Annotated in this window: 21 protein-coding genes; 6 read left to right on the top strand and 15 right to left on the bottom strand. The window is 67.6% G+C overall.

What is annotated here, in order from left to right; translation table 11 throughout:
* Positions 1–259 precede the first annotated feature (259 nt).
* Complete coding sequence (locus AB0313_RS20725; protein ID WP_366308082.1) at positions 260–1,747, top strand: amino acid permease; 1,488 nt, start codon at positions 260–262, stop codon at positions 1,745–1,747.
* 84 nt (positions 1,748–1,831) lie between these two features.
* Here AB0313_RS20725 and AB0313_RS20720 read toward each other — a convergent pair whose 3' ends face one another.
* On the bottom strand, positions 1,832–2,695 hold the full coding sequence (locus AB0313_RS20720) for an SDR family oxidoreductase (RefSeq protein ID WP_366308080.1): 864 nt from the start codon (positions 2,693–2,695) through the stop codon (positions 1,832–1,834).
* A gap of 120 nt (positions 2,696–2,815) precedes the next feature.
* On the opposite strand from AB0313_RS20720, the gene AB0313_RS20715 reads away from it, so the two are divergent.
* Together AB0313_RS20715 and AB0313_RS20710 are read left to right on the top strand one after the other, a co-directional pair.
* Positions 2,816–3,178, top strand: coding sequence for a helix-turn-helix domain-containing protein (locus AB0313_RS20715; protein WP_141944100.1), 363 nt, complete (start codon positions 2,816–2,818; stop codon positions 3,176–3,178).
* Between the two features lie 167 nt (positions 3,179–3,345).
* Complete coding sequence (locus AB0313_RS20710) at positions 3,346–3,609, top strand: hypothetical protein (RefSeq protein WP_366308078.1); 264 nt, start codon at positions 3,346–3,348, stop codon at positions 3,607–3,609.
* Between the two features lie 9 nt (positions 3,610–3,618).
* On the opposite strand, the gene AB0313_RS20705 is transcribed toward AB0313_RS20710, so the two are convergent.
* Together AB0313_RS20705 and AB0313_RS20700 are read right to left on the bottom strand one after the other, a co-directional pair.
* Positions 3,619–4,368, bottom strand: a complete 750-nt coding sequence (locus AB0313_RS20705; RefSeq protein ID WP_307307704.1) for a 3-hydroxybutyrate dehydrogenase — start codon at positions 4,366–4,368, stop codon at positions 3,619–3,621.
* Between the two features lie 79 nt (positions 4,369–4,447).
* Complete coding sequence (locus tag AB0313_RS20700; protein WP_141944103.1) at positions 4,448–5,827, bottom strand: MFS transporter; 1,380 nt, start codon at positions 5,825–5,827, stop codon at positions 4,448–4,450.
* A gap of 127 nt (positions 5,828–5,954) precedes the next feature.
* Here AB0313_RS20700 and AB0313_RS20695 point away from each other — a divergent pair, with 127 nt between their 5' ends.
* Entirely contained in the window at positions 5,955–6,851 is an 897-nt protein-coding gene (locus tag AB0313_RS20695) for a LysR family transcriptional regulator (RefSeq protein WP_141944104.1), read from the top strand.
* A 49-nt stretch (positions 6,852–6,900) separates the two neighbouring features.
* Here AB0313_RS20695 and AB0313_RS20690 read toward each other — a convergent pair whose 3' ends face one another.
* The 11 genes from AB0313_RS20690 to AB0313_RS20640 all read right to left on the bottom strand — a co-directional run bounded on the left by AB0313_RS20690 (position 6,901) and on the right by AB0313_RS20640 (position 18,939).
* Positions 6,901–7,830: a fused MFS/spermidine synthase gene (locus AB0313_RS20690; RefSeq protein ID WP_366308075.1), complete on the bottom strand. Its 930-nt coding sequence runs from the start codon at positions 7,828–7,830 to the stop codon at positions 6,901–6,903.
* Between the two features lie 45 nt (positions 7,831–7,875).
* Positions 7,876–9,408, bottom strand: coding sequence for a D-glycero-beta-D-manno-heptose 1-phosphate adenylyltransferase (rfaE2, locus tag AB0313_RS20685; protein WP_366308073.1), 1,533 nt, complete (start codon positions 9,406–9,408; stop codon positions 7,876–7,878).
* Complete coding sequence (locus tag AB0313_RS20680; RefSeq protein WP_366308071.1) at positions 9,405–10,856, bottom strand: aldehyde dehydrogenase family protein; 1,452 nt, start codon at positions 10,854–10,856, stop codon at positions 9,405–9,407. The genes rfaE2 and AB0313_RS20680 overlap by 4 nt, the downstream gene beginning before the upstream one ends.
* 83 nt (positions 10,857–10,939) lie before the next feature.
* Positions 10,940–11,650, bottom strand: a complete 711-nt coding sequence (locus tag AB0313_RS20675; protein WP_366308069.1) for an SDR family oxidoreductase — start codon at positions 11,648–11,650, stop codon at positions 10,940–10,942.
* A gap of 34 nt (positions 11,651–11,684) precedes the next feature.
* Entirely contained in the window at positions 11,685–13,103 is a 1,419-nt protein-coding gene (locus tag AB0313_RS20670; RefSeq protein ID WP_366308067.1) for a PfkB family carbohydrate kinase, read from the bottom strand.
* A complete protein-coding gene (locus tag AB0313_RS20665; protein WP_366308084.1) occupies positions 13,100–13,741 on the bottom strand; it encodes an SIS domain-containing protein in 642 nt (213 codons plus the stop codon). Before AB0313_RS20665 ends, AB0313_RS20670 begins: the two co-directional genes overlap by 4 nt.
* Before the next feature lie 80 nt (positions 13,742–13,821).
* Complete coding sequence (locus AB0313_RS20660) at positions 13,822–15,087, bottom strand: glycosyltransferase (RefSeq protein WP_141944117.1); 1,266 nt, start codon at positions 15,085–15,087, stop codon at positions 13,822–13,824.
* Positions 15,084–16,118 (bottom strand): glycosyltransferase, encoded by a 1,035-nt coding sequence (locus AB0313_RS20655; protein WP_366308065.1) that lies wholly within the window; start codon positions 16,116–16,118, stop codon positions 15,084–15,086. The genes AB0313_RS20660 and AB0313_RS20655 overlap by 4 nt, the downstream gene beginning before the upstream one ends.
* A complete protein-coding gene (locus AB0313_RS20650; protein ID WP_141944121.1) occupies positions 16,115–17,203 on the bottom strand; it encodes a glycosyltransferase family 9 protein in 1,089 nt (362 codons plus the stop codon). The genes AB0313_RS20655 and AB0313_RS20650 overlap by 4 nt, the downstream gene beginning before the upstream one ends.
* The gene (locus AB0313_RS20645; protein WP_366308063.1) at positions 17,203–17,739 is read right to left on the bottom strand and encodes an HAD family hydrolase; all 537 of its coding nucleotides are present in this window, start codon (positions 17,737–17,739) and stop codon (positions 17,203–17,205) included. The genes AB0313_RS20650 and AB0313_RS20645 overlap by 1 nt, the downstream gene beginning before the upstream one ends.
* 237 nt (positions 17,740–17,976) lie before the next feature.
* On the bottom strand, positions 17,977–18,939 hold the full coding sequence (locus AB0313_RS20640) for a sigma-70 family RNA polymerase sigma factor (RefSeq protein WP_366308061.1): 963 nt from the start codon (positions 18,937–18,939) through the stop codon (positions 17,977–17,979).
* A gap of 147 nt (positions 18,940–19,086) precedes the next feature.
* Between AB0313_RS20640 and AB0313_RS20635 the strand changes: the two genes are divergently transcribed.
* Positions 19,087–20,130, top strand: a complete 1,044-nt coding sequence (locus AB0313_RS20635) for an NAD-dependent epimerase/dehydratase family protein (protein WP_307307734.1) — start codon at positions 19,087–19,089, stop codon at positions 20,128–20,130.
* A 60-nt stretch (positions 20,131–20,190) separates the two neighbouring features.
* Here the strand turns inward: AB0313_RS20635 and ccmD are convergent, their stop codons facing one another.
* On the bottom strand, positions 20,191–20,880 hold the full coding sequence (ccmD, locus tag AB0313_RS20630; RefSeq protein ID WP_366308059.1) for a heme exporter protein CcmD: 690 nt from the start codon (positions 20,878–20,880) through the stop codon (positions 20,191–20,193).
* Between the two features lie 188 nt (positions 20,881–21,068).
* Between ccmD and AB0313_RS20625 the strand changes: the two genes are divergently transcribed.
* The gene (locus AB0313_RS20625) at positions 21,069–22,076 is read left to right on the top strand and encodes a hypothetical protein (protein WP_366308057.1); all 1,008 of its coding nucleotides are present in this window, start codon (positions 21,069–21,071) and stop codon (positions 22,074–22,076) included.
* Positions 22,077–22,156: the final 80 nt, after the last annotated feature.

Here is a 22,156-nt window from a genome sequence, read left to right as displayed (position 1 = left end):
CTGTCCAGATTCGAGCGCGGACTCACCCGCGACGACCACTTCTTCCAACGCTACTCAGACTGGCTCAACACCAATTGACAGCTATAGGAGCATCAATCACATCGGACGGACAGGACTCCCTGCTGCGCCCCGTCGCAGCTCGAGTTGGCGGCCACAGTCTGTAACCGAAGACACCAAGGCCCCGTGAGCCTCATCACGGTGCCGGGGAAGATGGTCTGCTGGTTACCGGCTCCCCTCCCAAAGACGAGAAGGTAACTCTATGCAACCCACCCCAACCCGGACCGAAAGCCCGGTGGAAAAGCCAAAGCCGGCAGCCGTCGTCGGACAGGCCCTTAACCGCGGCCTGAACGTCCGGCACATCCGTTTCATGGCCCTCGGCTCGGCCATCGGCACCGGCCTCTTCTATGGCTCGGCCTCGGCTATCCAGAAAGCAGGGCCGGCCGTCCTCCTTGCCTACATCATCGGCGGCGCGGCCGTGTTCATGGTGATGCGGGCCCTCGGGGAAATGGCAGTGCGGCATCCGGTCTCCGGGTCCTTCAGCCAGTACGCAAGCCGCTACCTCGGCCCGCTTGCCGGTTTCGTGACCGGCTGGACGTACGTGTTCGAGATGGCGATCGTGGCCATCGCCGATGTCACCGCCTTCAGTATCTACATGGGCTTCTGGTTCCCGCAGGTGGACCGCTGGATCTGGATCCTTGCCGTCATCTGCTTCCTGGCGGCGCTGAACCTGCTGAGCGTCAAGGTCTTCGGCGAGCTTGAATTCTGGTTCTCGCTGATCAAGGTCGCCGCGATCATCGCCATGATTGCAGGTGGCGCGGCCATCATTGTTTTCGGATTCCAGGCCGCCGATTCCACCGTCGCCCCCGGACTGGGAAACCTGGTGGAACACGGCGGCCTGTTCCCGAACGGCTTCGAAGGCCTCCTGGCCTCCTTCTCCGTGGTGATGTTCGCTTTCGGCGGCGTGGAGACCCTGGGCATCACGGCCGGCGAGGCAGCAGACCCCAAGAAGGTCATCCCCAAGGCGGTCAACACCGTCCCCGTCCGGGTGCTGCTGTTCTACGTCCTCACCCTTGGCGTACTCATGAGCCTCTTCCCGTGGGACCAGGTGGGCACCAGCGGCAGCCCGTTCGTGCAGATCTTCAGCAGCCTGGGCATCCCGGCCGCACCGCACATCCTCAACGCGGTGGTCATCACGGCGGCCCTCTCGGCCATCAACAGCGACATCTTCGGCGCCGGACGCATCCTCTTCGGACTCTCCAACCAGGGCCACGCGCCCGCCGCTTTCGGCAAGGTATCCCGGCACGGCGTCCCCTGGATGACGGTGGTCATGATGGCAGGCATCCTGCTGGTGGGCGTGGTCCTCAATGCTGTCATCCCGGAGGACGTATTCCTGGTGATCGCCTCGATCGCCACCTTCGCCACGGTCTGGGTATGGGTGATGATCCTGGCGTCCCATGTGGCCATGAAGCGGGAAATCGCACGGAAGGGCCTGCCGGCGTCGGAATTCCCGTCACCGTGGTGGCCGGCAGCTTCCGTGCTCACCATCGCCTTCATGGTGCTGGTGATCGCCGTCCTGGGTGCCTTCGAGGACACCCGGATCGCCCTGTACGTCGGCGCGGTGTGGCTGGGGCTGCTGGTCCTGGCCTACCACCTGTGGATCAAAGGTGACGGTCGACGCCGGGCCCACCTTGAGGACGAAACGTCACCGCTGCCGGTGGTCGGGGCTGCCGGCAGCGGCACCGAGTAAGTCGGGTCAAGCCGTACAGCAGGAAAGCGAAGGTGCCCGCCCCCCAAAAAAAGGGGGCCGGGCACCTTTTGCCGTTCGGCGCTCCTACGCGGAAGCAGCGGCCGCCCGGACCGCCTGGCCAAGGGACGTCGTCGGCCGCCCGATCAGCCGGCGCAGGTCGCCCGTGCTGACGAGGAGGTCGCCGCGGGCAATGCCCAGGTCGGAATCGGCGAGGATCTCCGCGAATGCCTCCGGCACACCCACCCCCCTGAGCACGCCGACGTACACCTCCGCGGGCAGGTTCTTATAGCTGATGTCCTTGCCGGTTGCCGCGCTGATTTCCGCCGCCAGGTCCGCCATGCTGAAGGCGTCGTCGCCACCCAGTTCGTAGACCTTGCCGGCCTGGTCGTCGGCCAGCAGGACTGCGGCGGCCGCGTGCGCGTAGTCCACCCTGGCGGCCCCGCTGACCTTGCCGTCTCCGGCGCTGCCCGCGAGCGCGCCCTGTGCGAGGGTTCCCTGCAGCTGCTCCGTGTAGTTCTCCAGGTACCAGCCATTGCGCAGCAGTACGAAGGGAACGCCTGATTCGCGCAGTATGTCCTCGGTGGCCTTGTGTTCGTCGGCCAGCAGCATGCCGGTGGTGTCCGCATTGGCGATGCTGGTGTACGCCAGCAGCTCCACGCCCTCGGCCTTGGCGGCTTCGATGACGCTGCTATGCTGCTCGACGCGCTGGCCCACTTCACTGCCGGAGATGAGCAGCACCCGCCGCGCACCCTTGAGCGCTGCCGCCACTGAGGCGGCGTCCGCGTAATCCACATGCTTCACCTGCACACCGCGGTCAGCAAAGCCTGCCAGTTTTTCAACGGACCGGCCGGCCGCCACAATCCCACCGGCAGGTAATCCCCGCTCAAGGAGGGCTTCAAGAACGTGGCGGCCCAACTGTCCGGTGGCGCCTGTAACAACGATGCTCACAATGATTCCTTTCGGGAGTTTCAGTCTGTCGATGGGCACAACATGTCCGGACCGCCAGAACTTCCCCAAAGAGAGTACGCACTTTAAAGTAAGGTACTCACCTTTCGGTAAGCTGGATCCATGAAAGCTGCACCGCAACCCCTGGCATTTGCCGACGGCGTGTTCCCCGCCGGGTGCCCCAGCCGGATTCTGCTGGACCACATCACGAGCAAATGGGGCGTCCTGATCCTGCTTGCATTGTCCGAGGGCGAGCAGCGGTGGAGTGATTTGCGACGCCGGGCCGAGGGCATCAGCGAGAAGATGCTGGCACAGACACTCAAGACACTGGAGCGCGACGGCCTGGTGAGCAGGAACGCCCAGCCGGTCATCCCGCCGCGGGTTGACTACAGCCTCACGGAACGGGGCTATGAATTGAGCGCGCTGCTGGTGCCGTTGGTGGCCTGGGCATTCGAGAATGCGGACGAGATCATCAACCGCAAGTAAGCACCCTCCCAATACTTGAGTACCTGTTACTGGTGTGGCTGCTGGGAATAGCACTTAGCGTGGGCGTACGGTGGCGGCCGGAATGGGAGGACCATCCTCTGCTGGGAGCGTTCCGCCAACCAGCACCGTTAGCAGGCGGCGCCCTGCCGCTTGGAGGAGTTGGTCAGATGGCCAGGGACTACGCACAGGATCTTGCCGGCATGGGCCGGCCTGTCAGCCTCGGCACTGCCCTCGCCGGAGCCTGGGGCAGGACCCTCGAGGCCCTCAGTCCCAGGTGCCCCTACCGGCTGGGAGACACGGTGATAGGCGACGACCCCTTCAACGGCAGGCGCGAAGGGGTCGTCGTGTGGCAGGACCGCAGGTCGGTGGGGGTAAAGACCGCGCCCGGCATCTTCTTTTACGACCACCGGCTGGTCAAGCCCTTGGACTAGGCAGTGGTCCTAGCGCGCGGACCAGCCGCCGTCCATCGTGTAGCTGGCGCCGGTGACCATGCCGGCGTCCGGGGAGGCGAGCCAGGCTACTAGGGACGCCACCTCGTCCGGCTCCACGAGGCGCTTGATGGCTGATTCGGTGAGCATCACCTTGGCCAGGACCTCGGACTCGGGGATGCCGTGCACCTGGGCCTGGTCCGCGATCTGCTTTTCCACCAGGGGTGTGCGGACGTAGCCCGGGTTCACGCAGTTGGAGGTGACGCCGTGCGGCCCGCCCTCCAGCGCAGTCACCTTGCTCAGCCCCTCCAGCCCGTGCTTTGCCGAGACATACGCGCTCTTGAACGGTGACGCCCTGAGCCCGTGCACCGAAGACAGGTTGATGATGCGGCCAAACTTGTTGGCGTACATGTGCGGCAGGGCTGCCCGGATCAACAGGAACGGCGCCTCCAGCATCAGGGCGAGGATCCGGCGGAAGTCGGCCGGGTCGAACTCCTCGATGGGGCTGATGCGCTGGATCCCCGCGTTGTTCACCAGGATGTCGCAGTCCAGGCTCAGCGTGGCCAGGGCGTCGACGTCCAGCAGGTCCACGCCCCAGGCTGTGCCGCCCACCTCTGCGGCGAGGGTCTCCGCGGCGGAGGAGTCGACGTCGGCCACCACCACTTTCGCTCCCCGTGCGGCAAGTGCCCGGACGCTCGCGGCGCCGATTCCGCTGGCACCGCCGGTGACCAGCGCCTTGCGTCCATTCAACGTGTTATCCATTGCAGTTCTCCTTTGTGCAGCCAAACGGTCTTGTGCGGCCAACCGGCCCAGCTGCTCCATCAGTCCAGTGGCAGCCAGGTCAGCGGCGAGCCGCAGTCAACAGCCCCTCACGGGCAGCATCTTCCTTGTCCACGTCCTCCAAGGCAATGCCCTTGGTCTCACGCAGGCTGAGAACGGTTACGGCAGTGATGACGCAGGCCACCAGCAGGTAGATTGCCGTGGGTACCCACGAACCGGTGTCCTTCAGCCACTGGGTGGCCAGCAGCGGCGCCAGCGAACCGGCGAAAATGGACGTCACCTGGGATCCGAGGGAGGCGCCGGAGTACCGCATGCGGGTGGGGAACATCTCCGCCATGATGGCCGGCTGCCCGGCATACATCAGGCCGTGCAGGCACAGGCCGATGGTGACGGCAAGGACGATGACCACGGCGTTCCGGGTGTCGAACATGGGAAAGGCGAAGAACGGCCAGGTGGCACCGAGGATGGCGCCGGCCAGGTAGACGGGCTTGCGGCCGATCCGGTCCGCAAGGCGGCCGTACTGGGGAATGATGGCGAAGTGCACGACGTGCGCGATCAGCAGCGCCAGGAGCAGCGAGGAAGTGTCGTACTTTTGCACGCTCTTGAGGTACACAATCGCGAAGCTGACGACCAGGTAATACATGATGTTTTCCGCGAACCGCAGGCCCATCGCCTGGAAGATGCCCTTGGGGTACTTGCGCAGGACCTCGAAGACGCCGTAGCTGACGGCCTGCTCCTTCTCCACCAGTTCCTTGGCTTCGAGGAAGATGGGTGACTCGCTGACGTTGGTGCGGATGTAGTAGCCCACGAAGACGATTACCGCGGAGAGCCAGAACGCCACACGCCAGCCCCAGCCCAGGAACGCCTCGCTGCTGAGGGTGGTGGACATGACATAGAGCACCAGGGTGGCCAGGAGGTTGCCCACCGGGACTGCCGCCTGGGGCCAGCTGGACCAGAAAGCCCGGGTCTTGTTGGGGCTGTGTTCGGCCACGAGGAGGACAGCGCCGCCCCATTCGCCACCCAGCGCGAAGCCCTGGATGAAGCGCAGGGCCACCAGCAGCGCCGGAGCCAGGTATCCGATGTCGGCGAAGCCGGGCAGGCAGCCCATCAGGAACGTGGAAACACCGATGATGACGATGGTGAGCTGCAGGGTGGGCTTGCGGCCCAGCTTGTCACCGATCTGGCCGAACACGATGCCGCCGAGGGGACGGGCGATGAAGCCCACGGCGTAGGTAAGGAAGGCCTGGATGATCCCGTCCAGGTCATTGCCCGTGGCCGGAAAGAAGTACTTGCCGAAGACCAGGGTGGCAGCAGTGGCGTAGAGGAAGAACTCATACCATTCCACCACCGTGCCCACCATGGAGGCGGCAACAATCCTCTTCAATCCTGATCCCTGGGGTGCATGCCCGGCGTCGTTGGCCGGGCGCTGCTCTACGCTCATTGTTTCTCCTAGTGTCCACATTGACACGCGCTGTGATCTCCAGCACAAGTGACTCAGATGAGTATTGCTGCACAAAGGATGCACTTCAATGGCCAAAGCGGCACCGAACGTGTGCACAATTGCAGATATGAATGCCAACCCTGACGACCTCCTGGTCCTCCTGGCAGTGTCCCGCTCGGCAAAGTTCACGACGGCGGCCCAGGCCCTCGGCTTGAACCACACCACGGTCTCGCGCAGGATCGCCGCCCTGGAGAAGTCGCTGGGCGGCCGGGTCCTGTCGCGTGCAGCGGGCGCCTGGGAGCTGACGGAACTGGGCGAACGGGCGGTGCGCGCGGCGGAGCAGGTGGAAGCTGTGCTGGGGACGCTGGGACCTGCAGGCCACGCACCCGATCCAATTGCCGGCGTCGTCCGCATGACCGCGACGGATGGTTTCAGCGCCTACATTGCCGCCCCTGCCGTGGCGCGGCTGCGCCGGGACCACCCGGGCCTGAGCGTGGAGGTGGTCACCATGACCCGCCGGGCCCTGCAGCAGCGCTCAGGGCTGGATATCGAGGTGGTGGTGGGCGAGCCCCAGGTGCACCGCGCCGAGGCCATCCGGCTGGGCGAATACCGCCTGGGAATGTACGCCTCCCGCGCCTACCTTGCCGAGCATGGGACCCCGGCCACGGTGGCCGAACTCAATGAGCACCCGCTGGTCTACTTCGTGGATTCCATGCTGCAGGTCGACGATCTGGATGCGCCGCGCCGGCTGGTCCCTGCCATGCGTGACGGCGTGACCTCCACGAACGTGTTCGTCCACGTCGAAGCCACCCGGGCCGGGGCGGGCGTGGGATTCCTGCCGTGCTTCATGGCCGACCTCCACGACGACCTGGTGCGGCTGCTGCCCGGCCAGATCGGCGAACTGCTTCCCTACTGGATGGTCCTGCGGCCGGACTCGCTGCGGCGCCCCGCGGTGGCCGCCGTCGTGCAGGCCCTCCGGGAACGGATGGCGGAGCACCGCGAAGCGCTCCTTGGCAAGGGGTAAGACTCATCGATTGCTGAGTAACTGTCCTTCTGGAGGCTGAAAACGGCAATTACTCAGCAATGGATGGGGGTGGCGCGGGGTCATGGCGGACGGGCGCTCCGGCCGCGAAGGCCCGCACCTGCGCATCGTCCCAAAGGTGGGCGGGGACCGCGCCGCCCAACAGGCGGCGGCGCAGCTGCGGGTCGTCGTCGAAGGGCACGTCGCTGCCCGCCATCACCATGTTCCCGTACCGCCGGCCCTTCAGCATGGCGGGGTCGGCGATGATCACGGTGTACTTGAAGGCGGCCGCAATGGTGGCGGCGTCCTCCCGCGCGTTTTTCAGGTCCGGGGCGTCCCCGGAGTTCACCACATACAGCCCGCCAGGTGCGAGCACGCGCTTGGCGTGGGCCGTGAACTCGGCAGTGGTCAGCGGGCGCGGGGTATGCGCCCCGGCGAAGACGTCGCGGATGATGAAGTCCCTGGTCTGGGCGGTGAGCGTTTCCGTTACGGCCCGTGCCTCACCCACGCGGATGCGGAGCAGCGGCGCCTTGGGGAGATCGAACCAGCCGCGGACGTATTCGGCGAGTTTCCCATCCAGTTCCACCACCACCTGCCGGGCATCGGGGTAGACGGCGGCGAAGTACCGGGCCATGGAGCAGGCTCCGCCGCCCAGGTGCAGCCCGCGGAGCTTGTGGCCGCCCAGCTTCCCGGAAGAAGCGTCCGACGGCGGCCAGCGGGACTCGATGAGCGCCGCCATCCACCGCATGTACTCGAAGTCCAGGAACAGCGGATCGGCGAGGTCGATGTGCGAGCTCATGACCCCGTTGATTTTCAGGAGCCAGCCGGTGGAATTGTCCTGGTCCGCGATCAGCTCGCAGTCCCCGGTATCGACGTAGTACACGCCCTCGACGGGACCATTTAAGGCAGCGCCCTTGGGCATCTCCACCACGCCGGGCACCATCCGGCCGGCCCGGTTTGCTGACCTTCCGCGTTTGCCCATTACCCGTGCCCCGCTTCAGTCATGCTTCAACCCTAATTGACCGGCCTAATTCACCGGACTGGCCGCCCCCTCGCCATCGCGGATTCGCTTCACCACTGCCGTGGTGGACCGTTCAGCCACGTAGTCCAGGATGGCCACGCGGCCGCCGTACTCCTGAACAGCGGGCGTCTCGGCCAGCATCTCGGGGGTGTAGTCCCCGCCCTTGGCGTACACCTCGGGCCGGAGCCGGCGGATCAGCGGCGCGGCCGTGGGGGTATCGAAAACCGTCACGTAGTCCACGCAGCTCAGCGCCGCCACTACCGCTGCCCGGTCCACCACGTTGTTGATGGGGCGGCCCGCACCTTTGAGCCGGCGCACGGAGTCGTCGCTGTTCAGCGCCACCACCAGGATGTCGCCGAGCTGCTTGGCCTGGTTGAGGTAGCGGGTGTGGCCGCTGTGCAGCACGTCGAAACAGCCGTTGGTCAGCACGATCCGCTGCCCCTGGGCCCGGTGCAGCTCCAGCTGCCGTTCCAGCTCGTCCGCGCTCAGCGCAGTATCGGCGAAGGCTTCCAGGTACCGGCTGAGCTGCGCAGTGCTGCATACGGAGGTTCCCGGCTGGTGGACCACCACGTCGGCTGCCGACTGGGCCAGGTCCAGGCTGGCGGTCAGCGGCAGCCCGGCCGCGCGGGCCAGCGTCAATGCCGCCACGAACGTGTCGCCCGCTCCGGACGCCTGTTTCTCCGCAGCCGGCCGTGCCCACGTCCGGTGCCGCAAGCCGTCGGGCGTCAACAGCACGGTACCGTCGCGGTCCAGGGTGACCACCACGGCCCGCGCGCCGGTGCCATGAAGAAGGGCGGCCGACTCCGCGCCCACAGCATCGACCCGCTGCTGGCCCTCCGGCAGCTTCCGGTCCAGCAGCCGGGCGGTTTCCTGCGCATTGGGGGTCACCAGGTCCGGCTGCAAGGCGGCCCACGGACGGGGGTCGTGGGCGTCAACCACCACCAGCGGGCGCTCCCCGCCGGTGCTGCCGGCAAGGACTTTAGCGAGGGCCGTGCGGACGGGCTCCGCCACCACGCCGGTTCCGTAGTCGCACACCAGGACGGCATCCTGGCGTTCGACGGCGGCGCGCACCGAGGCGGCGAGCGCTGCGAGGGCGTCGGCCGGGACAGTCCGGGCCGAGTCGTCGAGGCGCAGCATCACCTGGCCCCCGCTGCTGATCCGGATCTTGGTGGTGGTGACCATATCGGGGTGCGCGTGCAGGTGCTGCACGTCGATGCCTGCGGCGGCGAGCTGTGCCCGCAGGTCTTCGCCGGCATCGTCGGAGCCGATGATTCCGGCCACGGAGACCTTCGCCCCCAGGGCGGCCAGGTTCATGGCCGTGTTGGCCGCACCCCCGGGGACCGATTCACGGGACTGGATGTCCACCACCGGGGCCGGCGCTTCCCGGCACAGCCGTTCGATGTTGCCGCTCCACCAGCCGTCAAGCATCACGTCGCCGATCACCAGGATGGAGGGCTGCTCAGCGGCGAGGCGGCCCGGCAGCCAGTCGGTCAGCGCCCGCTGGGTGGAGAGGTCGACAGGTTCCGGGGAGCCGCTCATGGCAGGTCCTGTTCCTCAACGATGGATCCCGTTTCCGCCCCGCGCGGCGCGGGCGGCGCTTCGATGTGCACCACCTTGACCTGGGTGAACTCGTCCAGCAGCTCCGGCCCGTAACCAAACCCGGCACCGCTCTCGCTGCGGGGCTGGGCCGCACCGCCCGGGGCACCGCCGAAGACGGCGTTGACCTTGACGGTTCCCACCGGCAGCGCGGCCACCGCCTGCTGGATATGGGCAATGTTGCTGCTCAGGACTGTGGCGGCCAGGCCGTACCTGCCGCTGCATGCCAGGCGCAGGCCGTCGTCGAACGTGTCCACCACCTGCACCGGGGCCACCGGGCCGAACGTCTCCTCGGTCATGACCTGCATCCCTTCGGTGCAATCGAGCAGGACGGTGGCGGGGTAGAACGAGCCCGGCCCGTCCGGCAAGGCACCACCCTCAACAGCGCGGGCGCCCTGCGCCAGGGCGTCTGCGACATGAGTGTGGACTGCGTCCCGCATCCGAAGATCAACCAGTGGGGCCACCGTGCCGTTGGTGTTCCGGATCGCTGCCTCAGCTTCCAACGCCTTGGAAAATTCTGTAGCGATGTCCTTGTGGACATAGATCCGTTCCACGGAGGTGCAGATCTGGCCGCTGTTGCTGAAGGCGCCGATGGCGGCCTGCTCGGCAGCCCATGCGGGGTCGACGTCGCGGTCCACCAGCAGGGGATCATTGCCGCCGTTTTCCCGGAGCACGTGGGCTCCGGTGAGCGCGCCTGCGCGGGCAATCCGGGCACCGGAGGCGCTGGATCCCACGTGGGCGATCACGTTCACCTCGGCCTCGGACAGGGCTGCACCCACCGCTGCGCCGCCGGAGACGGTCAGGAAGACGCCCGCGGGGAACGCCGGCGCCAGGACCTCGCCCAGCGCCTCCCCCAAGCGGGGGCAGCGTTCACTGGGCTTGTGGATGACGGTGTTGCCGGTGACCAGTGCGGCACCGATCAGCCCACAGGCCACGGCCACGGGATCGTTCCATGGGGTCAGCAGGACGGCCACCCCCCGTGGTTCGGCAACCGTGTAGTCAGCGGCGAGCCGGTTTCCGCGGAGGCTGTGTCCGCGGTGCACGGGGCCCAGCTCGGCGTATTGCTCCAGGGTGGAAACGGCGGCGGTGATGCCGGCCAGCGCCTCGTTTTCGGGCCGCCCCGTTTCGCTGGCGTTCAGGCCGGCGAGCTTCGGGGCGGCAGCATCAAGCGCCTTGGCGGCGGCGCGGAGCGCGGCGCCCCGTTCGGCGGGCGCGGTTGCTGCCCAGCCCGGCGCAGCCCGTCGGGCCACGCTCACGGCGTCGTTCACTGCATCCGGTCCCGCCTCGGGCACCGTCCAAAGCACTTCACCGGTCCGGGGGTCCTGGATAGTGATGCCGGGCCCCTCGATTGTTTCGGTGCCTGCGGTTGTTTCAGTGGCTGTGGTGGGCATGGTGTTCCTCCCGCCTTTCGATGCTGGGTATGTCGCTGCTGGTGGTCCTGCTGCGGCCACGAAAGGTGGTGGCCGGTCCCGGATTAGGGCCAGGAGCCTTCTTCCTCGTGGCAGATCAGCATTTCGCGGACCTCGCAGCCGGTGGGCTGGTTCAGGGCGAACAGGATCGCCTGGGCCGTGTTCGCAGGATCGTTGAGCCGGGAGTCGTCCTGCGGCTTGTACTGCTCGGTGCGGTCGTCGAAGAACCGGGTTTTCATCCCGCCCGGGATCATGGTGGTCACGCCGATTTCGCCGCCGGTTTCCGCGGCCAGCGCATGGCTGAACCCCACCACGCCAAACTTGGAGGCGCAGTAGGCGGTGGCATCGGCCACGGCATGCTTGCCCAGGGTGGACGCCACGGTGACCACGCGGCCGTGGGTTTCCCTGAGGTAGGGCAGGGCCGCGCGCACGGTGGAAACCGTGCCCATCAGGTTGACCCCGATGACCTTTTCCCACTCAGTCGCTTCGACGTCGGCGAGTTTCCCGCAGCGGTCGATGCCAGCGGCGGTGACCACGGCATCGAGGCCGCCCAGGGTTTCTGCGGCTTCACGGACCGCATGCTCCACGGCCGCGCGGTCCGCCACGTCCACTTCGAACGCCTTCACTCCGGAGACGCTGCTGATGTCGCGGTCCAGGACCACCGGGGTGCCCCCCGATTTGAGGACGGCGTCGACGACGGCGGCCCCCAGTCCGGAGGCACCTCCCGTTACCAGGACGCGTCCGGGCGTGGTGGAGGCAGTTGTTCCTGCAGTCATGGTGTTCCTTTCAATGGGGTACAAAGTTGGTGGTTCAGCTGACCTTGGCGAGTGCGTCCGCCAGGCCGGTGGTTGAGCGGGCCGGGTGGAACGGAACGGTGAGGCAGCGGCCACCCCAGCTTTCCACCAGGTCCGCCTCTGGGAGGCGGGCTCCCTTGTAGTCGCCGCCCTTGACCCAGATATCGGGACGGATCCGGTCCAGCGCGGCTTCGGGGGTGTCCTCGTCGAAGACCATCACCGCGTCCACGCATTCCATGGCCAGGAGCAGTTCCGCCCTGTCGTGCTGGCCGATGATGGGACGTTCCGGGCCTTTGAGCCGCCGGACGGAGTCGTCGGAGTTGAGGCATACGATAAGGCAGTCCCCCAGTTCCCTGGCGGCTGCGAGCGACCGGATGTGCCCTGCGTGGATCAGGTCGAAGCAGCCACCGGTGGCCACCACCTTTCCGCCGCTTTCACGCACTGAGCGTGCCAGCAGCAGCGGTTCGGTGGTCCGCCTGCCGGGTCCCGGCGCGGTGCGCACCCTTGCAGAGCCGTGGGCTTCCGCGGCATCTTCGACCTCGGCGTCGGGCAATGCGGAAACTCCGCCGGAGGCCAGGAAGTCGGCGGCATCGTGCACGGCCAGGGCTGCGGCTTCGGGCAGGTCGCGGCCAGCCAGCAGGTGTACCGCCAGGCTGGCCGCCAACCGGTCGCCGGCCCCGCAGGGATCGCCCGCTTCAACCCGTGGCGCGGGAACGGCGCGGGAAGAGGCGTCCCCTTTCCGCAGCAGGACAGCCCCCTCTCCGCCCTTGGTCACCAGCACGGCGTTGCTGCGCCAGCGCTCGAGCAGGACTGAGGCTAGGGCTGTGGCGGGGTCTTCCGCGGCGGGGAGGTCACCGCCTGCGGCCTGTACCGCCTTGGTGGCCTCTGAGATGTTCGGCGTCACCACGGCTACACCGGGCACTGGTTCGGGGCCGGAGGGGTGGGGGTCCCAGATGATGGGCACGTCATTGGCGAGCCGGGCCAACAGATCCCGGAGCTGCGGGTTGGCCGCCAGTCCCCTGCCGTAGTCGGCAACGATGACCACGCCGGCCTTCTCCACGGCACGGAGCATGGCGGGGCTGACCTCGGGAACCGGCGTCTTTTCGCAGCCCTGGTCAAAGCGGACTACCGGGTGGGAGCCCGCCCGGACCCGGGTCTTGACGGGCGATGGATATTCACTGGTGCCCGCCACGAGCCGCACACCGGCGAGGTGCTTCCGCAACTGGCTGCCGGCGTCGTCATCGCCCAGAACCGTCACCAATGTGACGGGCCAGCCGTCCTCCGCCAGCATGCGGGCCACCAGGCCGGCTCCCCCTGCGCGGCGCCGGACGCCGGAGACGTCCACTACGGGCACAGGTGCGTCCGGGCTGAGCCGTGTGGCCTCACCGGAGAGGTCGACGTCGAGCATCACGTCGCCTACGACGACGATCCTCATGGCCGGCCCCCTGCCGGCAGCCCCGGGAAGAGGGACGGGGTGTGCCGGGAGACCTCAAGGTCGAAGGCGCGGCAGACGGCGTGCAGTGCGATCAGGTGCCCTTCCTGCGCGTTGGCGTTCAGGGCATCAACCATCACAGCCTCGTCGCACGCTTCCGCCAGCGGATTCGGTCCGGAGCCGGTGAGGGCCCACGTGGTCACGTTGAGGCGGGACGCTGCTTCCGCGGCACGCAGCAGGTTGGGGCTCTTGCCGCTGGTGGACAACAGCATCAGCACGTCCCCGGAACGGCCATGCGCGCGCACCTGCCGGGCGAAGACGTCGTCGTACCCGTAATCATTGGCAATCGCGGTGACGGCGGAGGACTCGGCGTGCAGCGAGATGGCGGAGAACGGGACGCGCTCGGTGTCGAACCGGCCGACCAGTTCGGCGGTGAGGTGCTGGGCCTCGGCAGCTGAACCGCCGTTGCCGGCAGCCAGGAGCCGCTGGCCGCGCAGCAGGCGCTGGGCCAGCTCCACTCCCCATGCGGCGAGCCGGCCGGCCTGGCTGCGCAGGGAGTCAAGCGCCGGGACCACGTTGTCCAGGTGGGTCCGGACGGCGTCGGCACTGGCCGGATCGACGAATGTGGCACCGGGCAGCACTGCCGGGAGCGCCGGCGGTGAGATCAGGGTACGCAGATCTGCTTCGCGCAGGTTCGAGTCACGCAGGGACGGTTCGGCAGTCACAGTGCGGCTCCTTCCATCGGTACGGTGCCAGCCGGGGCGCTGGCGTGGAGGCCCGCCACGGCGAGCTGGTAAGCCTTTTCCGTTTCCGCAGCCACCCTGTCCCAGGAATAGCGGGTGCGGGCGCGCCGCTCGCCGGCCTGGCCAAGCTTGGCCCGAAGGCCCGGGTTCTCCAGCAGCAGCGACAGGGCGGAAGCGATGGCTTCCGGGTCCCGGGGCGGCACGTGAAGGCCGGTGGCATGGTCAACCACCGTGTCCCGGAGCCCGCCCACCGCAGCGGCCACCACGGGAACGCCGCAGGCCATCGCCTCAAGCGGCACGATGCCGAACGGCTCGTACCACGGTGCGCATACCACGGCGTCGGCGCTGCGGAAGATGCCGGGCATTTCCGTCCGGGACACCTGCCCCTGCAGCGTAACCTGCTCGGAGACCCCGAGTTCGGCCGCGAGGTCCAGGAGGCGGCGGATTTCCGGGTCGGCGTGCATGGCGTTGGAGTCTCCCCCGCCGCCCACGATCAGGAGTTCAACGTCCTCCAGCCCTGCCGCCTTGAGATACGGGAGCGAGCGGATCACCAGGTCCACGCCCTTGCGTGGCACCAGACGCCCCACCGAGAGGATCCGGTAGCGGCGCTTCCGTGCGGCGGCGGGTCCATCCGGCGAAAAGAAGCCGAGGTCCACGCCGCACGGCGCAATGGAGATCTTGCCGGTGGCGATGCCCATGGCCTTGAGCTCGAAGACCTCATCCGAGCACGTAGCGATGATCCGGTCCGCGGAGCGTCCCACTCCCGGTTCCAGCCAGCGGCGTGCCTCGGGGCTGGTGTCCTCCGCACCCTGGTGCCTCCGCTTGACCGTTCCCAGCGCGTGGAACGTTTGCAGCATCGGCACCCGGTAGCCGGTGTCGGGCCGGCGGGCGGCGTCCAGGGCAGCCAGACCGGACATCCAGAAATGTCCGTGCACCACGTCCGGTGGCCGCTGCCCCCAGTCTTTGACCACTCCATCCGCGAGTTCATCCATGTAGGGCAGCAACTCGTCCTTGGGCACGTGCCGCGCAGGGCCTGCGTCCACATGGACCACTTCGAGGCGGCGCCCCACCCTGACCCGTTCGGGAAGCTCCGTTGCGTCCCTGCGGGTGTAGACGGTGACCTGGTGGCCCCGCTTGGCCAGGGCTTCGGACAGTGCGGCGACGTGCACGTTTTGGCCGCCGGCATCCACCCCGCCCAGTGCCGCCAGCGGACTGGCATGTTCGGAAATCATTGCGATTTTCATGCGGTCTTCCTCTCCCGCGCCGGAACAAGGATCCGCTCGTCCGGACGTTCGTTGACGGAAAGCCTGGGCCGGGTCCGCAGGTCCGCCAGGAGCTCATCCCAGCGGTCCTGGAACCTGCCCAGGCCGTAACGCTCCAGCGCCGCTTCGCGGCCGGCGAGCCCGCGGCGCCGGGCTTCATCGGGATTGGCAAGCAGCCGTTCCGCACAGCGGAGCAGTTCGTCGATGTCTGCGGAGACGATGCCGGCTTCCTGCGGCACTGCCCGCGGGGCCTCGGTGGCCGCGAGCACCACCACCGGCATGCCCAGGTGCATGGCCTCCAGGAGCGAGAGCCCCAGCGAGGTCCAGCGCATCGGATGGACGTAGACCCGGCAGCGGGCCAGCTCCCGGTGGAGTTCCCGCGTTTTCAGGTCACCGCGGGAGGCCAGCCGCGAGGCCTCGATGCCAATGGCTTCCGCCAACCCTTCGGTCTTCATTCCGAACACCTGCAGGGGCGCCACGGAGGCGAACGCAGGCAACAGGTCGGTACCCGTGACCCGGCCCCGGCGGACTGGCTCGTTGACCACCACCCCCAGCTCGGGAAGTTCGCCGGTATAGAGCTGTCCGGGGTCGGGAATCCCGTGCTCGATCACCGTGGTGGGAGCGGAGCCGTTGTCCCAGGCCAGCCGGTTGAAGTGGGTGACGTGGACGATCGGGATGCTGTCCTGGTCTGCAAGCGGGTGGCTGATGTACGGGAAGTTTCCTTTGGGCGTGTTGTGCTCCACGAACACCGCCGGCAGGTCCACGCCGGGCATCCGGCCCAGGGTACGGACCACTTCGTCGATCTCTTCCGGCCGTTGGAGGACGACGGCGTCCATGGAGTCGGCGTCGAGAGTCGCCAGGTCAACCTCCCGCACAGAACCCGGCCAGTCCCTGCCGGCGCGGCCCAACCCCCAGGCTCCGCCGTCGGGCAGCACGGGAAGCAGGTACTCGTGGCGGCCGCGGACAAACGCGTCCGTCCAGGAACCGTGGACATGCCAGAGCAGGATTCTCATCTGTTGCGGGCCTTTCTACGGGTGCTGACATGGGTGCTGAAGGAGCTCACTCCGCTGATCAGTCGTTCCACCGCCGCCACAACTTCCTCCGGCGAGACTGAGTCGAGGCAGGGGTGGCCGGGGACCGGGCACACCCGGGCACGGGACATGCGGCAGGGTGCGTTCTGGTCTCCCAAAAGTTCCAGGGGCACGCCATAGGGTGCCCAGCGGATGGCCGGAACCACCGGCGAGAACAGGCACGCGACAGGTGTTCCCACCGCGGCAGCGAGGTGGGCCGGGCCCGTGTTGCCGCTGACCACCGCATCGGCGCCAGCCATGACGGCGGCCATGGTGGAAAGATCCGTGCGCCCGCCCAGGTCCAGCGCGGACGGGCCGGCGACGGTGGCCGTGAGCGACTTCTCGCCGGGGCCGCCCGTCACCACTACCCGGTACCCGGCACCCTGGAGGAGTTCGACGGCGGCGGCGTGGTGCAGCGGGGGCCATGCCCTGGCGGGAACAGCGGCTCCCGGGTGGACCACAACGTACGGCTCGTCACCCACGAGGTCAGTGACATCGGGGACGGAACTGACGCGCAGCTTCCCGTCGTCGCCGGCCGGAAGGCGGAAACCTGCGGCCTCGGCGATGCCCAGCGCCCGCTCCGCTTCGGGCTGGTCCTCCGGGAAGTCCTCCCCCGGTTTGAGCCGCACATCCAAAAGGGATCCGGCGTAGTCGGTTGACGCCCCCGTGATGCGCTCCACGCCGGCCAGCCGGAGCAGCAGCGCCAACGGCAGCGGTGACTGGTGGAAGGACGTGAGGATGACGGCCTCTGTGATCCGGGAATTGCGGACATACTCGATCAGCCGGTCGGCGTGCGGGCCGGTCATCCTGGGCGCAGGGTTCATGATCCATGGGCTGTCCCAGCTGTAGACTTCCGCGGCACCGGGGAGCATGGCTGCGGCGGCTTCACCCTGCCGGCCGCACAGCATCACTACATGGTTGGTGCTGCCGCCGTGTTGGTTCCGGCCGTTTGCCACTGCCCGGACGGCGGGACCGGCCAGCAGGACGTCGCCCATGCTGTCCAGCCGGGCCACCAGGACGCGCCCCATCAGGGCGTTCCCTGCAGCAGTCCGACGGCGGATGCAAGGTCGGGGGCCACCAGCCGGGCGGCTGCCACTTCCTCGGCACGGGTCACGGGTGTGGGAACCAGGACACCGGTGGCACCTGCTGCTTCGGCGGCCCCCACATCCGCCCCGATGTCTCCGATCAGGGCGGCTTCCGATGCGTTGATTCCCAGCTTGCGGCAGGCGCTGTGCACCATTCCGGGTGCGGGCTTGCGGCAGTCGCAACCGTCGTGCTCGGCGTGCGGGCAGACCTCCCACACATCAAAAGGTCCCAGCAGTTCTTCCACCCGGGCATTGACTCTTGCCACATCTTCGGCGGTGATCAGCCCCCGGGCGATGCCCGACTGGTTGCTGATCACGCCGGTGGCGATGCCATCCGCCCGAAGGCCGTCAAGCACTGCCTTGGCGCCGGTCATCGGCCGCACTTTGCCGGGGTCCCCGTTGTACGGCACATCTACCACCAGGGTCCCGTCCCGGTCGAACAGGACAGCCCGGAGCTTGGAGGTTTCTGAGCTTCCCATAACCAACCAGTTCCCTCCTGCTGCTGCTCCTAAACAAGACCCCAGGCCTTTTCGGCTGTCGGAACAGGTTCGTTCGGGCGGCTGAACAGGCAAGATAGGTCATCGCGGAGAACAGGCGATCCTTCTGCGGCCTCTGCCTGCAGCCGCCGTCGAAGGCCTGCTGCCGGCGCTCGGGCCGGCGTCCGCCGTCGGAGGCAAACGTGCAGAGCGACCCAGGGCGGCTGCGTCCCGCGGCGGTTACCTGCCCTGCGCGCCGCCGATGCGGTGCACCGCGCCGGTGCCGGTGCCGGGGGCGCTTTGGTGTCCGCCGCTCCTGGCCTGGCGGAAGGGCGGCACGTGGTTGCCCATGCGGTCAGCCGCCGCAACACGGGACGACGTTCCGGTGCCGGCTTCCGCAGGCCCGCAGAACTGGGCACTTGCCTCCAGGCGCCGCTGCAGTTCCACCAACACCTTGGCCAGGCGGCGGGACACCTGCATCTGGGACATGCCCAGCCGTTTCCCCAGCTGCACCTGCGTCTCCTCGCAGAAGTAGCGTCGGTACAAAAGCTCCCGGTCCGACTCGCTGAGGTCCTGCATCGCCTCCCGCAGGCAGGACAGCTCTTCGAGCCGCTCCAGGGGCGTTTCCGGACAGGCGAGCACCTCGCCGATGGAGGGTGCGTCCGAGTTCGGGTTCACGGCGTCGAGGGAATCCGGGTGCATGCTGCTGGACGCCGAAATGGCCTCCTGCACGTCAGCGGGATCAGTCCCGAGTTCACCGGCCAGTTCGGCAACACTGGGGTTCCGGCCCAGTGACTGGGTCAGCTCCGGCTCCGCCCGGAACAGCCGGGTCCTCAGGTCCTGGACGTGCCGCGGTGGACGGACCACCCACGTCCGGTCGCGGAGGTACCTCTTGAGTTCGCCGGTGATGGTCGGCGCCGCATACGCGGGAAAACTCTCACCCTTTGCCTGGTCGAAGCCCCGCGCCGCCTTTACCAGGCCCAGGTAGGCCACCTGGTTCAGGTCCGCCCGCTCCCTGCCGCGGGCTTCGAACCGTGCAGCAAGGGCCTCGGCGAGGTCAAGGTATCTCAGGACCAGGTCGTTTTCGAATGTCTCCCGCAGCCGCCCCGAGGGGGCTGGCGGGTTCTGTTGTTGCGTCGTTTCCGGCTGCTGAAGGTGGGCAGGGGCAGCTTGGACGGCAAGGGCGGCAAAGGATTCGGGCATGGATTTTGGTTTCCCTCGGTCTGGTTCCGAAAGCCTGCGGCAAGACTTAGAAGTAGGAAATCATAAGGTTGCTTATAAAACAACACTCCTCCGCTATAGGCTCGGAATGTAAGGGGCAACCAGACCAACCGCCAAGGAGTCCTTGCCATGCGCATCGCCATTACCGGAGCCAGCGGAAACACCGGAACTGCACTGCTGCGGAACCTTAAGCGCCATGAAGCCCGAAAACCGGGCACCCTGCAGCTGGTGGGAATCAGCCGCAGGCTGCCCGACACGTCCCTGGAACCGTACGGCGGGGTGGAATGGCACACCCTGGATGTGGGCCTGGAACAAGACAAACCGCTGCTGGAGAAGGCGCTCTCCGGGGTTGACGCGGTGGTCCACCTGGCATGGCAGATCCAGCCGAACCACAATCTGGACCTCCTGCACCGGACCAACGTCACCGGCACGAAGAACGTACTGGACGCCGCAGCTGCGGCGGGCGTGAAGCAGGTGGTGTGCGCATCTTCCGTGGGCGCTTACAGCAAGGCAGACAAGGATCAGCGAAGGGACGAGTCCTGGCCGGCGACAGGCATGGCGGGTTCGCACTACAGTCGGCACAAGGCCGAGCAGGAGAAACTGCTGGATCAATTCGCGGCCGCGGAGCCAAGCATTTCCGTCGCCAGGCTCCGGCCGGGGCTGATATTCCAGTCGACGGCGGGAAGTGAAATCGGCAGGTACTTCCTGGGCCGCCTGTTGCCGCGGTTCGTGCCGCGGAAACCCCTGGTCCCCCTGCTGCCGGTTCCGGATGGCCTGATCTTCCAGGCAGTACACGCCGACGATGTGGCAGAGGCCTATTGGCGCGCGGTGGACCAGCGGGCCAGCGGGGCATTCAACATTGCCGCGGAGCCCGTCCTGGACCCGCGCGAACTGGCCCGCATCCTGGGCGCCAGGAGAATCCTGCCCATCCCCATGCGGCTGCTCCGCGCCGTGGTGGACCTGACATGGCGCGCCCGCATCCAGCCCACTGATTCAGGATGGGTTGAAATGGCGGCCGGCGCACCCATCATGGATACGTCCCGCGCCCGGCTGATCCTGGGATGGGAGCCAAAAGTGTCATCGGTCGACGCCGTCAAGGAACTCCTCGCCGGTCTTGGAACGGGGGAAGGCGTAAGTCCCTCCCCCGTCCTCAAGCCCCGCCGCCGGCCCTAAGGCGCCAGGCCGAAAGGTGGCCGCGGCCGAGCCTGCCAGGCGGTCTTTCTCAGATCCCGCTCAGATCCCGGTGCGCGGGGTCCCCCCACCCGGCACGTCGTTTTCCGCGGGAGCGTCGGCGGCACGGGATTCGCGCCTGCGTACTGCTTCAGCCTCCGTCAAGTCCGTGTTGGCGTCCGCGGCGGGAGTAGCGGCGGCCGCGTCGCGGTGGCTGCCATAACCCTGCCCGGAGGCGGCACGGTCGTCCTGCACGTATTCGGCGTCCCCGCCCGTCACAGAGTCTGCTGGACCGCCGGCTTCGCGCGCGGGGCCAGTGAGGCCCTGACCGCGACGGTCTTCAACGCCATGCCCGTCATGGGCCAGGCGGCCATCACCCTCCCGGCGGTCGCGGCCGGCATCCCTTCCCACATCGGGATCAAGTTCATCCGCCTTGCGGGCATGGCTTGCCACGTCCCCGCGCAGCGACTGTGCCTCCTGGCTGCGCTGCTCGGCTTCCTGCCGCAGTCGCGCCGCGTCCACTTGGGCCTGTTCCGCGTCAGCGCGGGCCCGGATGGCCTTTGCTTCCCGTTCGCGGGCGTCGATTTCCATATTTTGCGCTTCGCGCCGGATCTCGGCGGCCTTCTCCCGGTGCTCCTGGTCCCGTTTTTCCTGCATTGCCTTACGGCGCCTTCCGCCGACCAAGAGCAACAGCACGATCAGCACTACGACAACAACTGCAACTACCACCCATACCCATGGAGCTGTATCCACGTTTCCCACCACTTTCCACTTCGTTGTGACCGGGCAGGCCCATCGCCATTCCGGCTGACATTTTTTGGAACGGTTATAACTCGCTTAGCAAGGGTACTTACCTTTTATTAGTAATCATGCTTATCATTTTACGGCCAGTATTGCTGGTTCTTGAATCAACAACCGGCCTTCTTGGAAAGAGAGCGAAGATGACAGAGAACCAATGGCCCGAGGACCCCGCCTACACCGCCCCTCCGGCCCACACAGGAATACCTGGCGAGCGGGAGCCCGCCACTTTCCCGTCAACCGCAACTCCCCTTGCCGATGACGGCCAGGCCGGTTACGGCCAGGCGGGTTACGCCCAGCCGGGCGGGACCTCCAGCCAGTCCCGCACCGACGTAGCCAAGGATGAGGCTTCGAACGTGGCCGGTCACGCTGCCTCGGCAGCCCAGGGCGTCGCCGAAACGGCCAAGAGTGAGGCCGCGAACGTCGCCTATGAAGCCAAGGCCAACGCTCAGGACCTGCTGCACCAGGCCAAATCGGGACTGACCACCCAGGCCAGCACCCAGCAGCAGAAGGCCGCCGAAGGCATCCGCAACATCTCCAGCCAGCTGCACAGCATGGCCACCGCCCCGGACCAGCAGGGCGTAGCCAGCGACCTGGTCCGCCAGGCAGCCGAACGTACCTCTTCCATGGCCACCTGGCTGGAAAACCGCGAACCCGGCGACCTTCTCAATGAAGTCCAGCGCTTCGCCCGCAACCGCCCCGGAACATTCCTGCTCCTCGCCGCCGGCGCCGGCGTCCTGGCAGGCCGCCTCACCCGCGGCCTCACCGCAGGCGCCCCGGAGACTTCAGCCAACGCTTCCGCAGGCACCGGCACCGCCGGCCTGTCCGGCCAGTACTCCGGCACGCCGTACGGCGACCAGTACAACCAGTCCTACCCCGTTGCCGGTGGAACTGTTCCTCCACCGCCCGTCCAGCTTCCCGGGCCGGCCACCACCACCGCCGGATACGACGGCGGCGCACCTGGCAGCAGCTACCCCGAGGCCGCGGGCCCGGCCAGCGGCCTGGACAGCCCGCAGCTCGTGGAAGAACCCTGGTCCGGCAACCAGCTGTCCGACGACCCGCTGCGCGACCGCGCCCTTGCCGACGATCCCATGGCCAATGATCCCCTTACCCAGGACCGCACCCGGGGCGGCCAGACGGGTGGTTTGTGATGAGTAGCCAGATTCCGGAGCCGCCGCCCAGCGCGGCGCATGTGAAAGCGGACAACGCCTCCCTGGGCGAGCTGCTCGGG

The sequence above is a fragment of the Pseudarthrobacter sp. NPDC080039 genome (assembly GCF_040702335.1).
GTDB lineage: Bacteria > Actinomycetota > Actinomycetes > Actinomycetales > Micrococcaceae > Arthrobacter > Arthrobacter enclensis_A.
Note: the sequence above shows the minus strand (reverse complement) of the source record. Positions and strands in the feature narration are given on the sequence as shown.

What these genes read in the sequence shown, in the direction of transcription:
- AB0313_RS20625 (WP_366308057.1), top strand. Translation starts at nt 21,069, where the DNA reads ATGACAGAGAACCAATGGCCCGAGGACCCCGCCTACACCGCCCCTCCG.
- AB0313_RS20725 (WP_366308082.1), top strand. Translation starts at nt 260, where the DNA reads ATGCAACCCACCCCAACCCGGACCGAAAGCCCGGTGGAAAAGCCAAAG.
- AB0313_RS20635 (WP_307307734.1), top strand. Translation starts at nt 19,087, where the DNA reads ATGCGCATCGCCATTACCGGAGCCAGCGGAAACACCGGAACTGCACTG.
- AB0313_RS20655 (WP_366308065.1), bottom strand. Translation starts at nt 16,118, where the DNA reads ATGAGAATCCTGCTCTGGCATGTCCACGGTTCCTGGACGGACGCGTTT.
- AB0313_RS20695 (WP_141944104.1), top strand. Translation starts at nt 5,955, where the DNA reads ATGAATGCCAACCCTGACGACCTCCTGGTCCTCCTGGCAGTGTCCCGC.
- AB0313_RS20715 (WP_141944100.1), top strand. Translation starts at nt 2,816, where the DNA reads ATGAAAGCTGCACCGCAACCCCTGGCATTTGCCGACGGCGTGTTCCCC.
- AB0313_RS20650 (WP_141944121.1), bottom strand. Translation starts at nt 17,203, where the DNA reads ATGGGGCGCGTCCTGGTGGCCCGGCTGGACAGCATGGGCGACGTCCTG.
- AB0313_RS20690 (WP_366308075.1), bottom strand. Translation starts at nt 7,830, where the DNA reads ATGGGCAAACGCGGAAGGTCAGCAAACCGGGCCGGCCGGATGGTGCCC.
- AB0313_RS20670 (WP_366308067.1), bottom strand. Translation starts at nt 13,103, where the DNA reads ATGAGGATCGTCGTCGTAGGCGACGTGATGCTCGACGTCGACCTCTCC.
- AB0313_RS20675 (WP_366308069.1), bottom strand. Translation starts at nt 11,650, where the DNA reads ATGACTGCAGGAACAACTGCCTCCACCACGCCCGGACGCGTCCTGGTA.
- rfaE2 (WP_366308073.1), bottom strand. Translation starts at nt 9,408, where the DNA reads ATGAGCGGCTCCCCGGAACCTGTCGACCTCTCCACCCAGCGGGCGCTG.
- AB0313_RS20645 (WP_366308063.1), bottom strand. Translation starts at nt 17,739, where the DNA reads ATGGGAAGCTCAGAAACCTCCAAGCTCCGGGCTGTCCTGTTCGACCGG.
- AB0313_RS20640 (WP_366308061.1), bottom strand. Translation starts at nt 18,939, where the DNA reads ATGCCCGAATCCTTTGCCGCCCTTGCCGTCCAAGCTGCCCCTGCCCAC.
- AB0313_RS20700 (WP_141944103.1), bottom strand. Translation starts at nt 5,827, where the DNA reads ATGAGCGTAGAGCAGCGCCCGGCCAACGACGCCGGGCATGCACCCCAG.
- AB0313_RS20680 (WP_366308071.1), bottom strand. Translation starts at nt 10,856, where the DNA reads ATGCCCACCACAGCCACTGAAACAACCGCAGGCACCGAAACAATCGAG.
- AB0313_RS20705 (WP_307307704.1), bottom strand. Translation starts at nt 4,368, where the DNA reads ATGGATAACACGTTGAATGGACGCAAGGCGCTGGTCACCGGCGGTGCC.
- AB0313_RS20660 (WP_141944117.1), bottom strand. Translation starts at nt 15,087, where the DNA reads ATGAAAATCGCAATGATTTCCGAACATGCCAGTCCGCTGGCGGCACTG.
- AB0313_RS20710 (WP_366308078.1), top strand. Translation starts at nt 3,346, where the DNA reads ATGGCCAGGGACTACGCACAGGATCTTGCCGGCATGGGCCGGCCTGTC.